13 protein-coding genes are annotated in these 17,620 nt (G+C 68.6%); 4 read left to right on the top strand and 9 right to left on the bottom strand.

Annotation, left to right across the window (positions count from 1 at the left end; all coding sequences use genetic code 11):
* Positions 1-8: 8 nt before the first annotated feature.
* Genes ACTWPT_RS29930 through ACTWPT_RS29915 form a run of 4 tightly spaced genes read right to left on the bottom strand, consistent with a single transcriptional unit; the run spans position 9 to position 5,055 of the window.
* Positions 9-911 carry a carbohydrate ABC transporter permease gene (locus tag ACTWPT_RS29930; protein ID WP_443180814.1) on the bottom strand — a complete coding sequence of 301 codons (903 nt, stop codon included), beginning with the start codon at positions 909-911 and terminating at the stop codon, positions 9-11.
* Entirely contained in the window at positions 908-1,789 is an 882-nt protein-coding gene (locus ACTWPT_RS29925) for a carbohydrate ABC transporter permease (protein ID WP_443180813.1), read from the bottom strand. The genes ACTWPT_RS29930 and ACTWPT_RS29925 overlap by 4 nt, the downstream gene beginning before the upstream one ends.
* A complete protein-coding gene (locus tag ACTWPT_RS29920) occupies positions 1,789-3,156 on the bottom strand; it encodes an ABC transporter substrate-binding protein (RefSeq protein WP_443180812.1) in 1,368 nt (455 codons plus the stop codon). Before ACTWPT_RS29920 ends, ACTWPT_RS29925 begins: the two co-directional genes overlap by 1 nt.
* Before the next feature lie 12 nt (positions 3,157-3,168).
* Entirely contained in the window at positions 3,169-5,055 is a 1,887-nt protein-coding gene (locus ACTWPT_RS29915; RefSeq protein WP_443180811.1) for a glycoside hydrolase family 127 protein, read from the bottom strand.
* Between the two features lie 125 nt (positions 5,056-5,180).
* Here ACTWPT_RS29915 and ACTWPT_RS29910 point away from each other — a divergent pair, with 125 nt between their 5' ends.
* The 3 genes from ACTWPT_RS29910 (at position 5,181) to ACTWPT_RS29900 (ending at position 9,765) form a co-directional block, all read left to right on the top strand.
* Entirely contained in the window at positions 5,181-6,212 is a 1,032-nt protein-coding gene (locus ACTWPT_RS29910) for a LacI family DNA-binding transcriptional regulator (RefSeq protein WP_443180810.1), read from the top strand.
* A gap of 105 nt (positions 6,213-6,317) precedes the next feature.
* On the top strand, positions 6,318-8,255 hold the full coding sequence (locus ACTWPT_RS29905) for an Ig domain-containing protein (protein ID WP_443180809.1): 1,938 nt from the start codon (positions 6,318-6,320) through the stop codon (positions 8,253-8,255).
* Positions 8,256-8,265: 10 nt separating this feature from the next.
* Positions 8,266-9,765: an Ig domain-containing protein gene (locus ACTWPT_RS29900; protein ID WP_443180808.1), complete on the top strand. Its 1,500-nt coding sequence runs from the start codon at positions 8,266-8,268 to the stop codon at positions 9,763-9,765.
* Between the two features lie 44 nt (positions 9,766-9,809).
* Here the strand turns inward: ACTWPT_RS29900 and ACTWPT_RS29895 are convergent, their stop codons facing one another.
* From ACTWPT_RS29895 to ACTWPT_RS29880, 4 genes are all read right to left on the bottom strand, one after another.
* Complete coding sequence (locus ACTWPT_RS29895; RefSeq protein WP_443180807.1) at positions 9,810-11,060, bottom strand: hypothetical protein; 1,251 nt, start codon at positions 11,058-11,060, stop codon at positions 9,810-9,812.
* A 75-nt stretch (positions 11,061-11,135) separates the two neighbouring features.
* The gene (locus ACTWPT_RS29890) at positions 11,136-12,323 is read right to left on the bottom strand and encodes a pectate lyase (RefSeq protein WP_443180806.1); all 1,188 of its coding nucleotides are present in this window, start codon (positions 12,321-12,323) and stop codon (positions 11,136-11,138) included.
* A gap of 361 nt (positions 12,324-12,684) precedes the next feature.
* Positions 12,685-13,128 carry a hypothetical protein gene (locus ACTWPT_RS29885; protein ID WP_443180805.1) on the bottom strand — a complete coding sequence of 148 codons (444 nt, stop codon included), beginning with the start codon at positions 13,126-13,128 and terminating at the stop codon, positions 12,685-12,687.
* A gap of 223 nt (positions 13,129-13,351) precedes the next feature.
* The gene (locus ACTWPT_RS29880; protein WP_443180804.1) at positions 13,352-13,909 is read right to left on the bottom strand and encodes a TetR/AcrR family transcriptional regulator; all 558 of its coding nucleotides are present in this window, start codon (positions 13,907-13,909) and stop codon (positions 13,352-13,354) included.
* 199 nt (positions 13,910-14,108) lie between these two features.
* Here ACTWPT_RS29880 and ACTWPT_RS29875 point away from each other — a divergent pair, with 199 nt between their 5' ends.
* Positions 14,109-16,217 carry a carbohydrate-binding protein gene (locus tag ACTWPT_RS29875; protein WP_443180803.1) on the top strand — a complete coding sequence of 703 codons (2,109 nt, stop codon included), beginning with the start codon at positions 14,109-14,111 and terminating at the stop codon, positions 16,215-16,217.
* Between the two features lie 69 nt (positions 16,218-16,286).
* On the opposite strand, the gene ACTWPT_RS29870 is transcribed toward ACTWPT_RS29875, so the two are convergent.
* Complete coding sequence (locus tag ACTWPT_RS29870; RefSeq protein ID WP_443180802.1) at positions 16,287-17,600, bottom strand: FAD-binding oxidoreductase; 1,314 nt, start codon at positions 17,598-17,600, stop codon at positions 16,287-16,289.
* Between the last annotated feature and the right edge of the window lie 20 nt (positions 17,601-17,620).

The raw sequence follows: 17,620 nt of genomic DNA, 5'->3' as shown, positions 1-17,620 counted from the left end.
CCGCGCGGTCAGTTCTTGATCCCCGTCAGCGTGACTCCCTCGATGAAGTAGCGCTGCAGGAAGAAGAACAACGCGATGATCGGCGCGATCACCGCCGCGGACGCCGCCATGAGGTAGCCCCACTGCGTCAGGTACATGCTCTGGAACGACGCCAGCCCCAGCGACAGCGTGTAGTTCTCCTCGCTCTGCAGGTAGAGCAGCGGACCGAGGAAGTCGTTCCAAGTGCCGATGAACGTGAAGATGGTGACCACGATGATCGCCGGCTTCGACAGCGGCATGACGATCGTCCAGAACACCCGCCACGGCGACGCCCCGTCGATGTAGGCGGCCTCGTCCAGCTCGAAGGGGATCGTCAGGAAGAACTGCCGGAGCAGGAAGATGTTGAACACTCCCCCGCCGGCCCCGGCGAACCAGCTCGGCACGGTGAGCGGCGCGATCGTGTCCAGCGCGCCCAGCTCCTGCCACATCACGAACGTCGGGATGAGCGTGACCGCGTACGGCAGCATGACGCCGCTCAGCAGCAGCGCGAACACCACGTTGCGGCCGCGCCAGCGCAGCCGGGAGAAGCTGAAGGCGGCCACCGCGCAGGTCAGCACCGTGCCCAGGACGCTGATGACGGCGATGACGAGGGTGTTGACGAAGTAGCGGCCGAAGGGCTGCGTGGTCAGCGCCTCGCTGAAGTTGGACCACTGGAACGGCGAGGGGATCCACTCCGGCGGCGAGACGAACATCTGGCTGTCCTGCATGAGCGCGCTGCGCACCAGCCACACGAACGGCAGCAGGGTCGGGATCGACCCTGCCAGCAGCGCCACGTAGAGCAGGATCCGGCCGTACCTGCGAGGTTTGCGCAGCCCGTGCGTGGGGGCCACGCCCCGGGCGCGGGTTCGGTCCGGGGCCACCACGGCGGTCATCGGGCACCTGCCATCTCGTAGTAGACCCAGCGGCGGGCGTTCCTGAACATCAGGAACGTCACCACCATGATGATCATGAAGAGGGTCCAGGCGAGGGCGCTGGCGTAGCCCATCTCGCTCTCGGTGAACGCCTTGCGGAACAGGTAGTAGACGTAGAAGAGGGTGGCGTGGTTGGGGCCGCCCTCGGTCATCACGTACGCCTGGTTGAACACCTGAAAGGTGCCCACCACGCCGACCACCAGGTTGTAGAAGATGGTCGGCGTCATCATCGGCAGCGTCACGTGCCAGAAGCGCCGCCACGCCCCGCCGCCGTCGATGGACACGGCCTCGTACAGGTGCCGCGGCACGCCCTGCAGCCCGGCCAGGAAGATCACCATGGTGTTGCCGAAACCCCAGGTGCTCATGATGATCAGCGACGGCACAGCGGTGGACTCGGCGTAGATCCACTGGGAGCCGGGCAGCCCGCCCTGCCGCAGCAGCGAGTTGAGCAGCCCGAAGTCCGGGTTGAAGATCCAGATCCAGAGCACCACGTTGGCGATCGCCGGCACCAGCGTCGGCAGATAGAAGATGGTCCGCCACACCGCCAGGCCGCGGGCCTTCTGGTTGAGCAGCAAGGCCACGACGAAGCTGACGATGAGCACCAGCGGGACCGAGCCGAGCGTGTAGTACGTGGTGGTGGTCAGCGACGTCCAGAACAGCTCGTCACGGGCCATGGCGGTGTAGTTGTCCAACCCGACGAACGACGGGCTGGCGCCGATCGTCCAGTCGGTCAGGCTGAAGAAGGCCGAGGCCGCCATCGGGCCGATCGTGAAGATCAGGAACCCGAGGATGGCGGGCAGCGCCATGAGGATGCCCCAGCGGGTTTCCAGGCGGCGCATCAGAGGGCCTGGGAGTGGTGCCAGCCCTGCAACATGCTGGTGATCTTGGGGGTGGCCTCCTTGAGGATCTCGGCGGCCGGGCGCTTGCCGGTCTCGAGCTCCTGCAGGGCGGGGGTGAGCACGTCGCTGCTGATGGCGGACATGTTCTTGACGCGGTTGCGGAAGTCGGGCACGCCGTGCTCGCGCGTGTAGTCCACGACGGCCGTGCGGAACTCCGCCGGGTGCTCGGCGTTCTTGGTCCAGGAGTCGATGGCGGCCTGGTCCTCGTAGTACTTCTTCTCCTGCGGCATCCACAGACCCTGCTTGAACAGATCGACGTAGCGCGGGTCGTTGTGGAAGGCGAACAGCTCCACCGCCTCCTGCTCGTGCTTGCTCCCGGCGAACACCGCCGACGCGCCGGCCACCTGGGTGGCGGTGAACGGCTCCTCGTACTTGGGCAGCACGCCGATGCCGTAGTCGACCTTGCTCTCGTTCATGTCGAGCAGGCTCCAGTGGCCGTCCACCACCATCGCCACCCGCTTGGTCTTGAGCAGGATGTTGGAGCCGGGCACCTCGTCGCCGGTCGCGGCGAGCTGGCCGGGGCCCGGCGCGACCCGATGCTTGTAGATCAGGTCCTGCAGGTTCTGGAAGACCTCGATCGCCTCCGGCGAGTCCAGCGTGCACTTCTTACCGGACTCGTCGGCGATGTCGCCGCCGTTGCTGCGCAGGAAGCCGTACCAGGCGGCGCCGTAGGTGATGCTGCTGGAGATGCCGAACTGCTTGATCTGCTTGGGGTCGAAGCCGGACTCGTCCGGGCGCTTGCCGTTCTGGTCGAGGGTGAGCTTGTAGGCGTTCTCGACGAACTGGTCCCACGTCCAGGCGGAGGCCGCGTCGGCCGGCGGGGTCACCCCGGCCGCGGCGACGGCGGCCTTGCTGAACCACAACATCATGGACTCGTTCGCGGTCGCGATGCCGTGCAGCTTGTCCTGGCCGCTCCACAAGTACGCCTCCGGCAGGTAGCCGGCCAGCTGCGGATACTTCTGCAGGTACGGGAACAGGTTGACGAGCTTGCCCTGCTCGCCCAGGCGGAAGGACATCGACATCGGCACGTAACCGACGTCCGGCAGCTTGTTGCTGGCGACGAGCGTGTTGAGCTTCACGTCGTACTCGTCGGGGGTGAACAGCGGCTTGACGGTGACGCCCGGGTTCTTCTGCGCGTACTGCTTGAGCATGCGCTCGACGGCCGCCTTCTCGAACGTCGAGCCCCAGAACATGAACTGCAACTGCGTATTCCCGGCCGAGCCGGAACCGCCGCCGCTGCCGCAGGCCGCCGCGGCGGTGCCGAGGGCGGCGAGCCCGCCCAGCTTCAACAGGTCACGTCTCTTCATCGGCGTGCTTCCTTACGCGAGGGGGATCCAGACCCGCATCGCGCCACCGTCGCGGTTGTCCCACTGGAAGTAGGGGATGGCCGTCGCGGTCACGCTGGTGCTGGTCGCCAGGGGGGTGCAGGAGTACGGCAGTCCGCCGCGCGGCTCGCGGAGGGTGCTTGCGGCGTCGATCTCGAGCAGTACCGTCCGGCCGATGCCCTCGATCTCGCGAGCGATCGGGCGCGGCACGGCGTCGGGGGCGATGGCGAGGTCGTCCACCTCGACGCCCTCGGGCTGGTCGGCCTGTTCGAAGCAGTAGACGAGCGGGCCGCGCTGCAGCGCCGCGCTGCCCCGGACCGCGTCGATCCGGTGGTGGGGGCGCATGAGCCTGGGCGTCATGTCGAGCCGCAGCTCGACGGTGTCGCCGGCGCGCCAGGCGGAGCGGCGGATGCGGAAATATCCGTCCTCGCCGGCCCGGGCGGGGACGTCGTCGACGTACGTGGACTCGCTCCAGGACGGGATGCGCAGGGCGAGCTCCCAGTCGCCGGCCGGCGCCTCTTCCACCGTGACGCGGACGACGCCGTCCCAGGGAAAGTCGCTCTCCACGCGCACGCGGGCGCCCGCCGCCTCGATGCGGCCCGCCGCGTACTGGTGCAGCTGCAGGCCGGAGGCGGTCTCGGTGGCGAGGTAGCCGCCGAGGGAGGCCACCAGGCGCATGATGTTCGGCGGGCAGCAGGCGCAGGCGAACCACTCCCTGCGCCGCCCGAGGTAGGCGTCCTCGACGAGGTCGTCCCTGCGCTGCAGCGGGTTGACGTAGAAGAAGCGGGTGCCGCCGGCCGAGGTGGAGGCGGCGAAGGCGTTGTAGAGCGTGCGCTCGATCAGGTCCGCGTACCGGCCGTGGCCGGTGGCCAGCAGCAGCCGCCAGTTCCAGTGGATGCTCGCGATCGCGGCGCAGCTCTCGCTGTAGGCGCGGTCGGAAGGCAGCTCGTAACGTTCGCCGAACGCCTCGCCGTCGTGGCGCGAGCCGTGGCCGCCGGTGATGTACGTCTTGGTGGCGACCATGTCCTCCCAGCGGCGCACCGAGCTCTCCAGCAGCGACTCGTCGCCGGTCTCCAGGTAGACGTCGACGACGCCAGCGTCCAGGTAGAGCTGGCGCACGGCGTGGCCGACCGCGGTGTCCGCCTCGCGTACCGGCAGGTGGTCCTGCGCATAGAGCATGCCCATGCCGCTGTCGGCGATCAGGCCCTTGCCACGGTTGTCGATCAGCTTGGCCGCCAGGTCCAGGTAGGCGCGCTCGCCCGTCAGCCGGTGCAGCTCGACCAGCGCGGTCTCGACCTCCGCGTGGCCGTCGATGCCGTCGTTGCCGCCGGTGAGGAACACCTCGACGAGGTGGTCGGCCAGGCGGCGCGCGACCGGGAGCAGGCTGTCGCCGACGCCCGCGCGGGCGGCCGCCACCGCGGCCTGGAACAGGTGGCCGGCGCAGTACATCTCGTGGCTGTACTCCAGCTCGGCGTAGATCTTGTCCGGCTTGACCACCTGGTAGTGCGAGTTGAGGTACCCGTCGGGCCGCTGCGCCCTGGCCAGCACGGCCGACGCCTGCTCGACGAACGCGGCGTAGCCGGGCTCCGGGGAGCGCACGTGCTCCCACGAGACGGCCTCGAGTTGCTTGTAGAGATCGGAATCCTGGAACCGGTACCCCTGAAAGGGCCTGTCGTCCTCCCCCGCCCGAGCTCCGGCCCGCCGGAGGTTGGGCAGTGCGCCCGAGCGCTCCATTTGCTCCAGGCCCAGCGGGATGCTCGCCTCATGGTTGATCTCCTGCCACCGCGCGAGCGGCCCGCCGGTGATGACGGCGTCGCTGACGCCGATCGGGCGCAACACGGCCCGGCTGGAGGGTACGGCGGGACCGGGGATCTGCTGCATTGAGCTTCTGACCTCGCTGAGAAAACTTGGGAATAGGTTTGCTCAATCGGAGAGTAAGGTGTGATACATCACTGGTCAAGAGCAAGACTGTGCGTGTCACATGATGACCGCGAAAGGGGAGTCGGTTGGCCAACCCCTCGGAAAAGATCGCGAGAAGCGTCACGATCAGGGACGTCGCGGCCGCCGCCGACGTGTCGATCGGCACCGCGTCCAAGGCGCTCAACGGGCGTGGCCGCATGCGCGCCGAGACCCGCGACCGCGTGTTCGCCGCCGCCGAGCGGCTCGGCTTCCGGCCCAATCCGCTCGCCCAGGGGCTGCTGGCCGGGCGCACCTACACGGTGGGCCTGGTCACGGGCGACAGCTTCGGGCGGTTCAGCATCCCCGTGATGCTGGGCGCGGAGGACGCGCTGGGCGCCGGGCAGATCTCGGTGTTCATGTGCGACACGCGCGACGACCCGATCAGAGAACGCCACTACGTCGAGCGGCTGCTGGCCCGGCGGGTCGAGGGCATCATCGTCACCGGCCGGCGCACCGAGCCGCGCCCGGGCATCGGCCGCGACCTGCCGGTTCCCGTCGTGTACGCCATGACGCAGTCCACCGACGACTCGGACGTGTCGATCATCCCGGACGACGAGGGCGGCGGCGCGCTGGCCGCCCGGCACCTGCTGGCGACGGGACGCACCCGCATCGGGCACGTGACGGGGCCGCAGCGGTTCCAGGCCGCGCGGCGGCGGGCGCACGGGCTGACCACTGCCCTGTCCGAGGCCGGACTCGAGCCGGCCGGGGAGATCCTGTTCGGGCAGTGGAGCGAGGAGTGGGGGCGGCAGGGGGCCGACGTGCTGCTACACGCCGCGCCCGACGTGGACGCCGTCTTCTGCGGCAGCGACCAGATCGCCCGCGGGGTGGCCGAGACGCTGCGCGAGCGGGGGCGGCGGGTGCCCGAGGACGTGGCGCTGGTGGGGTTCGACAACTGGGAGCCGATGGCGCTGGGCTGCCGGCCGCCGCTGACGACCGTGGACATGAACCTCGGCGAGATCGGCCGGCTGGCCGCCCGGCACATCCTCGACGCCATCGCCGGACAGCCGTCCGAAGGCGGGGTGACGATCGTCCCGGCCAGTCTGGTGCTGCGGGAGTCGACCCGCCGCGCGACCTCTTGACGCCTTTACGTTGTAGATCATCAACTTCGATGATTGACCAGTGCTGTGTAACACCTTACTGTGCGCGTGGGAAAAGGTATTCCCAACCTTGGTGGAGGAGTCACGATGAACCGTGGGTTCCGCCGCACGCGTCTGTCCGTAGCGGCGCTCTTATGCACCTCCTTACTCACCGGCGTGCCGCAGGTCGCGCACGCCGCCGCCCCCACCGCCCAAGTCGTCGACATGTTCGGCAGGACCGTCAACGACTACGGCGTCAAGCTCGTCGACTGGCAGGGCTACCTGGCCAATCCCTACGTCGAGCTGACCGTCAAACCCCCGCCCGACGTGCGCTATCCCGTCACCGTCGAGCTGAAGGCCGAGGGCACCTCCAGGCTGATGATGGACCTGCCCAGCCAGCTCACCGCCACCGGCGCGACCAAGACGCTGACCTTCGCCAGCGCCGCCGAGCAGAAGACGTTCAAACTGGCGATCCACTCCAAGCGCGGCCCCGGCCAGGATGAAAGTTACACGCTCCGGCTGAACGTCAGGGACGCGGACGGCACGACGTACCAGCAGTCTGTGCCGATCGAGGTGCAGCAGGACGAGAAGACCGCGCTGCAGCCCACTCTCCCGATCGCCTTCGACTACCGGTTCGACAACATCACCGGATACTTCAACGACGCCACCTTCCGGACGGCGTCGGAGGAGGCGGTGAAGGACTGGTTCCGCTTCTTCGACATACAGCCGTTCGACACCGTGGCGGCCGGGGCAGAGCCGAACCACCTGCCGGGCAACGACTGGCAGAACACGATCAACGTCACCAACAACGCCGCCTACAACGGCATGTACGTGTTCTTCCGCGGCATCCAGACCCCGTACTCGACCGGCTACCCCGCCAACAACGGCCGCTACAGCACCCGGGGCGGCCAGCAGCTCCCCGGCCCGCTGCACCGCTCCACCGCGATGATCTTCGAGTACGACGAGGCGAACAAGCAGCTGTTCACCTCCCTGGCCGACGAGGACTGGTACCGGACGGAGATCCAGGGCTCGGTGCTCGACGTGCACGGCCTGGTCATGCACGAGTACGGCCACGCGGTCGCCTTCCACAGCGACTGGGCCGGCATGCGCTCCTACGTCTCCTCGGGCGGCAACGACCCGGACGTGGTCGCCTACCAGGGCTACGCCGTGCCGCTCGACAGCAGCTACCACATCCCGGGCGAGCAGCGGTACTGGGACCGCATCAGCGGGCAGAGCGGCGGCTGGACCCACCTGTTCCCCACCCGCAGGTGGATGCTGACCAAGCTGGCCCTGCTGGTGGCCGAGAACGCCGGCTGGAAGCTGAACCGCAACCTCACCCCGTTCCTGCCGCCGTCCATCGTCACCACCTCGCTCCCCCAGGCCACGCCGGGCGCGGCCTACCAGCACACGCTGGAGGCCAAGGGCGGCGTGCCGTTCTACGACTGGCAGGTCACAGGCGGCTCGCTGCCGGCCGGGCTGAGCCTCGACCGTTTCACGGGCGCCGTCACCGGAACGCCGACCACCGCGGGGACGTCCACGTTCACCGTCCAGCTCCGCGACTACGACCGGCTCAGCACGCCGCTGACCAGGACGTTCACCCTCAACGTCGGGAACGGCGGCGGCACGACCACGAACGTGGCCGGCAGCGCGACGCCGTCGGCCTCGTACACCTCGCCGTGGGAGAACGTCGCGGCGATCAACGACGGCATCGACCCGCCTCGCTCGAACGACACCGTCAACCGGCGCTGGGGCACCTGGCCCAACACCGGCGCGCAATGGGCCGAGCTGACCTGGTCCTCGGCCCAGACCATCAGATCCGCCGACGTGTACTTCTTCGACGACGGCGGCGGCGTGCGGCTGCCCGCCTCCTGGAAGCTCCAGTACTGGACCGGCAGCGCCTACGCCGACATCCCCGGCACCTACCCCACCGCGCTCAACGCCTACAACCGCGTCACGTTCAACCCGGTGACCACAACCAGGCTCCGGGTCGCGCTGCAGAGCGGCCAGGCCTCGGTCGGGCTGCTGGAAGTGAAGGCATACTCGTAGAAAGGCTTCCATGAGGAAGATCGTGATGTTCGGCGCGTTCGCTGCTCTGGCGGGCGCGCTGTCCCTCCCCTCCCCCAGCCTCGCCGCCCCCAAGGAGGCGCCGGCGCTGGAGGTGTACGACATCTTCTTCCGCAAGGTCAACGACTACGGCGTGCAGCTCGTGGACTGGCAGGGCTACCTCGCCAACCCGTACGTCGAGCTCACCGTCCGGGCACCGCGGGTGCCCGGGATCACCTATCCGCTCAAGGTGGACCTGCACGCCAAGGGCACCTCCCGGCTCATGTTCAACATGCCGAGCGAGCTGACCGCCACCGGCGCGACCAAGTCCTTCACCCTGACCGGGCCGTACGACCGGGAGGTCGTGCGGCTGGCCATCCATTCCAAGCAGGGCGCGGGATCCGACGAGCTGCACCAGTGGGTCATGAAGACCACCGACGCGACCGGCGCCAAACGCACCCAGACCATGCCGATCCGGGTGCAGCAGGACGAGAAGACCCCGCTCGAGCCCACCATCCCCATCGACTTCGACTACCGCTACGACACGATCACCGGCTACTTCTCCGACCCCGGCGTACGCAAGGCGGCCGAGCAGGCGGTCAAGAACTGGTTCGCCTTCTTCGACCTGAAGCCGTTCGACACGGTCCCGGCCGGCGACGAGGTCAACCGGCTGCCGGGCAACGACTGGCAGAACGAGGTCGAGGCCACCAACGCCAAGCCGTACAGCGGCATGTACGTGTGGTTCCGCGGCATCCAGACGCCGTACTCGACCGGCTACCCCACGATCAACGGCAAGTTCCACACCCAGAACAACAAGCCGACCCCGTACCACCGCTCGACCAGCATGATCCTGGAGTACGACGAGCAGCTCATGAAGCTGTTCACGTCGCTGGAGGACGAGGACTGGTACAAGACCGACCTCGGCCAGTACATCGACGTGCAGGGCCTGGTCATGCACGAGTACGGCCACGCGGTGGCCTTCCACAGCGACTGGGAGGGCATGGCCGACTACGTCGCCGCCAAGGGCGCCGACTACAAGGACGTCATCGACTACCAGGGCTACCCGGTGCCGCTCGACACCAGCTATCACGTGCCCGGCGACGAGCCGTACTGGGACCGGCTCAGCGGCCAGAACGGCGGCTGGCGCCACCACTTCCCGACCCGGCGGTGGGAGCTGACCAAGCTGACGCTGCTGATCGCGGAGGCCGCCGGCTGGAAGCTGAACCGCAACCTCACCCCGTTCCTCAAGCCCTCGATCGAGACCGCCTCGTTGCCCGCGGCGACCGCCGGGGCCGCGTACGACCAGCGGCTGAAAGCCAAGGGCGGGGTGCCGTTCTACGACTGGCAGGTCGTGCGCGGCGCGCTGCCCGAAGGGCTGAGCCTCGACCGGTTCACCGGGGCCGTCACCGGCACCCCGGCCAAGAGCGGCTCGTACAAGTTCACCGTCCAACTCAGGGACCACGACAAGCTGAGCACTCCTCTCACCCGCGAGTACACGCTCACGGTGAGCTGACGCCGAGGGCCGGCCGCTCGAACGGCGGCCGGCCCTCGTCTTGCTCAGAGGCCGTAGCGGCTCTTCAGGTGCCGCCACCAGTCGCGGAACATCCAGGCGTCGAACTCCGTGATCGACGACGCGCTGCCCGCCTTCATGAGGAAGCAGCACTGGCCGGTCGGGGTCCAGTCGTAGAAGTCGTCCAGGCCGAACGAGTGGCCCATCTCATGCAGCAGGATGTGAATGTTGTCGGTGTTGAGGTTGCTCATGTAGTACTCGCTGCCGATCCGCTGCCCCCAGTCGCCACCGGCGCCGCCGCCGAAGCCCGCGGTGAGCCAGAGCGACATGTCGTAGTGGTGCGACGCGCCGCCCGGGCAGTTGGGATAGTTGCCGCCCTGGTTGAAGAAGCGGCCGCACGGCTCGGCGCACTGCGGCGCGTTCTCGCGGATGTTGTTGACGTAGATGTCGACGGAGGTGTCGCTCCACTGCAGCTGCGCGCGGTCGCGCACGGCCCAGCCGACCACCTTGACCGGCACGTTCGCGTATGGCCAGCCGTTGTGGCCGACCATGACGTCCATCCACTTCTTGAACTGGCGGGCCAGGGTGGCGTGGATCTGGTCACGCTGGGCGGCCGTCACCGTGGCGCTGGTGTCCCAGCGCACGCAGTAGTTGATCGAGCCGCCGTTGGCCATGATCTGGTCCCAGCCGTAGTTGCGGAACCCGTACAGGTTGGGGTACGTGCTCTCCTGGTGCTGCCACACCTCGTTGAGCGGGGTGACCAGGTGAGAGGGCGGGTTCCAGCCGGTCTGGCCGCCGCCCGTGTCGGGCGCCCACGCCCTGACCTCCAGCAGCCCGACCGACGCCTGGCCGCTCTGCAGCACCACGCGTAGCCGCGTGGTGCTGACCTGCGTGAACGTGACCGTGTTGTAGGCGTTGAGCGCGGTGGGGTAGGTGCCGGGGATGTCGGCGTAGGCGCTGCCGGTCCAGCGCTGCAGCTTCCAGGAGGCGGGCACTCGCACGCCGCCGCCGTCGTCGAAGAAGTACACGTCGGCGGATCTGATGGTCTGGGCCGAGGACCAGGTCAGCTCGGCCCATTGGGTTCCGGTGTTGGGCCAGGTGCCCCAGCGCCGGTTGACGGTGTCGTTCGAGCGCGGCGGGTCGATGCCGTCGTTGATCGCCGCGACGCTCTCCCACGGCGAGGTGTACGAGGCCGTCGGCGTCGCCGATCTGGCCACGTTCGTGTCGGCCAGGGCGCTCTGCACGGGGAAGAAGAAAGAGATGATCAGGAGGAGGGGCAGGATTGCCAGGCGTCTCATGGGAGTTCTCCCGCTGGTAGCGCTAACATGCGCGGGCCTCGAAGGAAGGCGGCCTCCGTCGAGGCCCGGCACGTGCTAGCGGTAGGTGATGTCGGACGAGGAGTAGAGGCAGTTCACACCGTCGGCGCCCTCGCCGATCTTCACCGGCTCGCTGCCCTTCGGCACACCTCGATACTTCTCACAGATCACGGCGCTGCCGTACACCGTGATCCGGCTGAAGCGCGCGGTGTCGCCCCAGTTCGTGTTGATCCCGGCCAGCACCTTGGTAGTCCGCGCGGTGACACCATCCATCACCACGTGCCGCTGATAGGACGTGGAGCAGTTACCGCAGGCCCGGTACAACTTGCCGGAACTGTGCACCTGGAAGTTCTTGATCGTCACCGTGCCGGCGCCGTTGTGCTGGAACACCTTGTCCGCACCCGACTTGGCACCGCCACCGTCCACCAGGTACGTCGCCGAGGAACTGGAGGACTTGAACGTGGCCGCATCCTCACCGACGTCGTTCCACCACACGTTGCGGATCGTGCACGAACCCTCGCAGTGGATACCGTCACCGGCCGGGGCATCGATGATGACGTTCTGGATCGTGCCCCCATTGGGCACCACGAACATCGGATCCTGGCTCTCGCTCTGACCGCCGTCGCCGATGCCGTAGTAACGCTTCATCCCACCGTCGAAGAACGACCCGGTGTTGCGGGTCGTCGTCTGATGCACGCTGCCGGTGTCGCTGGGCCAGGCACCGCTGCCGTCACCACCGCCAGAGCCGCCGCTGCCCATCTTGACGAGCTGCCACTGCTGGTTGGCGCCGTTGAGGTCGTCCCACTGGGAGATGCGGGCGCCGTCGGCGGTCGACCACTCCCAGACCTCCAGGGCCTTGCCGCTGTTGCGGTTGATCAGCCGGACGTGGCCGCTGTCGGAGTCGGCCAGCCGGAACTGCTGGTTGTAGCCGTTGAGGTCGGTCCACTGCACGACCTGGGCACCGCCCGCCGTGGAGTGCTCGAAGATGTCCAGCACCTTGCCGCTGTGGCGGGACTTCAGCCGGTAGTAGCCGCTCCCCGAACTGACGAACTGCCACTGCTGCCAGTTGCCGTCGTTGCGGGGCCACTGCACGATCGGCGCGCCGTCGTTGGCGGCCAGGTTGTACACGTCGAGCGCTTTGCCGCTGTGCCGGTTGACCAGCACGTACCAGGCGCTGGTGTCGACGGTGGCCGCTTGCGCCGGCGGTGGCGTCACCGCCGCGGCGCCGGCCATGGCCATGATCATGGCAGCCACCGTGGCGAGCCGGCGGTGCCAACCGCCTCTGAACTGGGGTCGGAGTGTCAAGGCCGCTCTCTGCCCTTCTGCACTTGTTGAGGCAAGCGCTTTCCCATCGGTCGGACGGGCATCGTGCCGGAATCAGTTGAGAGGACAGCCTTAATTGATGGAGCGGCTGTCCCTGCTCGGGCTTTGATCGCACGGGCGGGGACAGCCGTCAACCGGAACGCGTCGGTTCGGGCATCGACCTGCGGCTTACCGGTGAAAGTTTCACGTGCCGAGATTGCCGGACCTTGACCGTAGGATGCGGCGCATGGCGAGGCTCATCGGACGGGAGCGGCCGGCAGGCATCGGGCCTGGCCGGATGTGATCAGCGAAGCACGGTGCAGGCGTAGAACACCGTGCTGCCCCTGACCTTGCACGCCTTGAACCACACGTGGCGAGCCTTGCGGAAGCTCCCGCGTGCCGTGTCGTAGGACACCCGGGGGCGCGACTTCTTGGTGTGGACGACTCCCCCGTACACGCCGGTCGCCTCGAGTGCGATGCGTGTGCCCCGGGGATAGAAGTAGGCCGTCCAGGTGACGCGTTTACCCTTCCAGCAGTAGCGGACGGCGATGTCCGCGTTGGGAGCACCCTTCGGGCTGCCTGAGATCTTCCTGCAGCCGAAGGACTGCGTCGCCGCTGCCGTCGCGCTCTCCCCGGTCTCGCCGGTGGCGGCGAACGCCGGAGCGCCGAGCAGACCGGCGGCCATGACAGTGGCCGTGGCGGTGGCCAATCCCACCTTGGTGACGGTCATGATGTGTGACGTGGTCATGATGTAACGGCGGGCTCTGTTCGTCGGTGTCGCTCAGCCCTGAGCCCGTTCCCCGATAAGAGGGCTTTGCCGGATTCGGGTTCCATGATGGGTCGGCGACCCCGCCCCTGGCGTTGGCGCTGCGCGCACCACCCTTGGCGCTGCGCGCAGAACAGCCTCACCGATCATGCGCACCCCCTCGGCGGGCTGCTCAGCACGCCGAATGGCGTCCGCTGGACCCGCGTCAGCCCGTCAGGTAACGCTGCACGGCGGGCCCGAGATCGCGGACCAGGCTCTCCGGGTCGGCCGCCGCCATCGGCGGCAACTGAAGCACATACCGGGTGAGCGCCAGCCCGAGCAGTTGCGTGCTGACCAGTCCGGCCCGGCGTGCGGCGTCGTCCGCGCCCGTCACCCGGGCCACGAACGCGACGATCTGCGTCTGGAAGACCTCCCGCATTCGCTCGGCGGCCATGGGGTTGGTCGAGGCCGACCGCAGCAGCAGGATCAGCACGTCGTCGGGCAGGCCGCCTTCCCAGCGGTCCAGGAAGTGGCGCACGAGCAGCTCGCCGAGCCGGTCCGGCGGCGGCTCAGGCGCCTCCGCGAGCCGCAGGTCCACGTCCACGGCGGCACTGAACAGGCCGGCCTTGCTGCCGTAGTACCGCATGACCATCGACGGGTCGACGCCGACCTGGGCGGCCACGGCCCGGATCGTCATGGCCTCGTAGCCTCGCTCGATGAGCAGCTTCCTGGCGGCTGCGAGGATGGAGGTGCGGGTCGCCGCCGACCGTTCGGTGAACACCATGACAACGAGTGTAGGCCAACGCCCGTGTGCAGGTCTCCCCGACATTTGCCGGTAACAACCTGGCAACACCTCTTCTCCTGATCCATGTGACCGATCACACTCATGCAGCAGAAAGATGTGACCGATCACATCGAGCGCTGTGAGGAGCGCCATGAGGAGGAGACATGCTTGGTCCGCGGCCTTGGCAGCGGCCCTCGTGATGAGTGTGGTACCCGCGACTCCGGGCGCCGCCGCGCCGTCCCAGCTCGTCGTCGACCTCGCCACCCAGACCGGCCCTCTGCGCTATGGCGCCACGGGCTTCCTGTACGGGCTCGGCGACGAGGGCATCCCGAACGAGACCATGCTCGCCGCACTCAAACCCCAGGTCACCGCCCAGAAGGCCCCTGACGGCCTACAACATCCGAACGGTGACGCGCTCAAGGTCGCCCCGATGTTCAAGCGGGCGGGCGGCCGCGACATCCAGATCTACATGCAGGACATCTACAAGCAGTGGCCGTACGAGAACCTCGGCATCGCCGACTACCTGGCCAAGGTGGACACGATGACGAGGAAGGTGGTCGCCGACCCGTACCGCACCTCCTACGTCTACGTCCCGTTCAACGAGCCCGACCAGATCTGGTACTCAGGAAATCTGACCGGCTTCCTCAACGACTACAGGACCGTCTACCAGCGCATCCGCTCCATCGACCCCGGCGGCCGCATCGCCGGGCCCAACTTCGCCTCCTACCGCTCGGCCGACCTGCGGTCGTTCCTGCGCTTCGCTCGCGACAACAACGTGCTGCCCGACGTGATGACGTGGCACGAGCTGGGCGACGACTTCTACACCAGCTGGCACGAGCACTACGCCGACTACCGGGCGATCGAGTCGAGCCTGGGCGTCTCGCCACGCCAGATCACCATCAACGAGTACGGCCGGTTCTCCGGCGACCTCGGCGTGCCTGGCAACCTGGTGCAGTTCGTGGCCAAGTTCGAGAACAGCAAGGTCGACGGCTGCCTGGCGTACTGGACGACGGCGGGCGGGCTCAACGACCTGGTCACCAGGAACAACCAGGCGACCGGCGGCTGGTGGTTGTACAAGTGGTACGGCGAGCTGACCGGGACCACGGTCGCCGTCACTCCGCCCGCGCCGGGCGGCCCGTTGCAGGGCGTGGCGGCGCTGGACGCGGCCAAGAAGCAGGCTCGCGTGATCTTCGGCGGCAACAACCCGGCGAGCGGCACCTACGACACGAACCTGGTCGTCAAGGGCATCCCCTCCTACCTGGGCGGCACGGTGCACGCCACCGTGTGGGGCGTCGATAACACCGGGCTGAACTCCTCCCCCGGCCCCTACCGGGTGAGCGAGAGCGACTACACGGCCTCCGGCGGGCAGATCACGATCCCGCTGACCGGGCTGAAGGGCACGTCGGCGTACCACGTGGTCGTGACCCCGGACAAGGACCTGTCCCAGGCGGCCTCGCAGCAGCGGTACGAGGCCGAGTACGCCACCCTGGCCGGCTCGGCCCGCGTCACCTACGGATCGAACACCGGCTACTCCGGCACGTACTTCGCCGAGGGGTACGGCGCCAGCACCACGGCGAGCACCAAGTTCGTGGTGACCGCCCCCGCGGACGGCTATTACGCCATCGCCCTGCGCTACTCGGCCGGCCCGTACAACGGCGCCCCGGCCACCCGCTCGGTCCGGATGCGGCTCAACGGCGCCGACCTCACCACCGTGACGTTGCCCGGCACCGCAGACTGGAACTCCTGGAACACCGTCACCACCAAGGTGTTCCTGACCGCCGGGATCAACCGCGTCGACGTCAACGCCTACGCCTCCGACGACCGGGACGCGGTCAACATCGACTACATCGACGTCACGTCCACCACCGGGACGATCACCTCGTACCAGGCGGAATCCTCGGCCAACACGCTGAGCGGCGCCGCCAGGGTGGCGTCCAACTCCGCGGCGTCGGGCGGGGCGTACGTCGGCTACATCGGCGCGGGCGCGGCCAACACGCTGCGCTTCAACAACGTCACCGTCCCAGCCGCCGGCCGCTACCGCATGGTCGTCACCTACGCCAACGGCGAGCTGGGCGAGGGCGCCACCAACTACAACTCCAACATCGTCGACCGCTACGCCGACATCTCCGTCAACGGCGGCGCGCCGGCCAGGCACTACTTCCGCAACACGCTGGGCTGGTCGAACTACCGCACCACGGTCGTGGACGTGGTCCTGGCCGCGGGCGCGAACACGATCACGTTCGGCAACGCCTCGGCCGGCTACGCACCCGACATCGACCTCATCCAGATCGCCGCACCACTCGGCTGAGGCCACACCGGAGATCCGGCACCAGCAGCTCGACCGGACAGCGCCGGTCGAGCTGCAGGCGGAGAAGCGTTACGCCAGCACGGGGAAGTTGGCCCGCAGCACGCTCTGCGGGTCGCGGGCCCGCTTGATGTCCCGCAGCCTCGCGATCGTGTCGCCGGAGAAGGCCGCCGCCGCCCGCTCGCCCCGCGCGAGCATCGTGTACGGCTTGCGCCCGCTGACCCGCACGCCGAGCTCCTCAGCGAGGCTCGCCTGCTTGGCGCCCACGGCCGCGGACATCTCCGGGTTGAGCGCCAGCCCGAGCATGTAGAGCATGTACGGCTCCGCCATCGGGCCGCTCGGCCCGCCACCCGGACGGGAGGCGGCCAGCGCGCCGCCCAGGTGCCTGAGCTGGAGGCCGACCAGAGGCTCGATCGGCGGGCCCGTCAAGACCTCGATCGCCGCGTCGTCAAGTCCGGTCAGCAGCTCCGTCCGTGAGCGGGCGGGCGCCGGGTCGGTGGGCTCGGCGGTGATCTCGCCCAGGTTCGCGACGGCGACCTGGCCGCGCTTGTCGGCGATGACGTCGTCGATCTTGTCGAGGCGGGCCAGCAGCGCCCGCCCTTCGGCCTCGTCGCCGAGGAAGGCGACGGCGAGCCCGACCATGGGCGGCGCCTGCGGGAACTGCATCCGGTTGAACCAGACGGACAGCTCGTCCGGGGCCTCGGCGGTGATCTCCAGGAAGGCGTCGAACACCTCGCGGGTGCGGTGGCCCGGCCACATCAGGCTGCCGCCGTACAGGTTCGGGGCCGGGTGCAGGTCGAACTCGACGGCGGTCACCAGCGCGAAGTCGCCGCCTCCGCCGCGCAGCGCCCAGAACAGGTCGGGGTCGGTGTCCGCGGTGACCCTGGCCTGCTCGCCGTCGGCGGTGACGACCTCGAAGGCCGTCACGCTGTCGGCGGCGAAGCCGTGCTTGCGGCCGAACCAGCTCACGCCGCCGCCGAGGGTGTAGCCGGTCACGCCGACCACGGGGTTGCTGCCTGCCAGGCCGGTCAGGCCGTGCGGCCCGGTCGCCGCCAGGACCCGCCCCCACTGGACGCCGGCGCCCACGCGTGCCGTGCGCTCCTCGGGGTTCACGTGCAGCTCGTCCAGTCTGCCCGTACGCAGCAGGATCACGCCGTCGGTGTCGCCCGAGGCGCCGTGGCCGGTCGGCTGGGCGCTCACCGAGAGGCCGGAGCGGCGGGCGTAGCCGACGACGGCCGCCACGTCGCCGGCCCCCGCGGCCTCCACGACGGCGGCCACTCGTTGTTCGATCGCCAGGTTCCATGCTTTGGCGGTCTGCTCGAACCCGTCGTCTCCGGGCAGCGACACGCGGCCGTCGACGGCGCTTCGCAGGTCAGTGTTCGTCATCTTTCGCACTCCTCTTCAGA

The organism is Nonomuraea sp. 3N208, from assembly GCF_052245935.1.
GTDB lineage: Bacteria > Actinomycetota > Actinomycetes > Streptosporangiales > Streptosporangiaceae > Nonomuraea.
The sequence above is the reverse complement of the archived record's forward strand: the minus strand, read 5'-3'. Positions and strand labels throughout refer to the sequence as shown.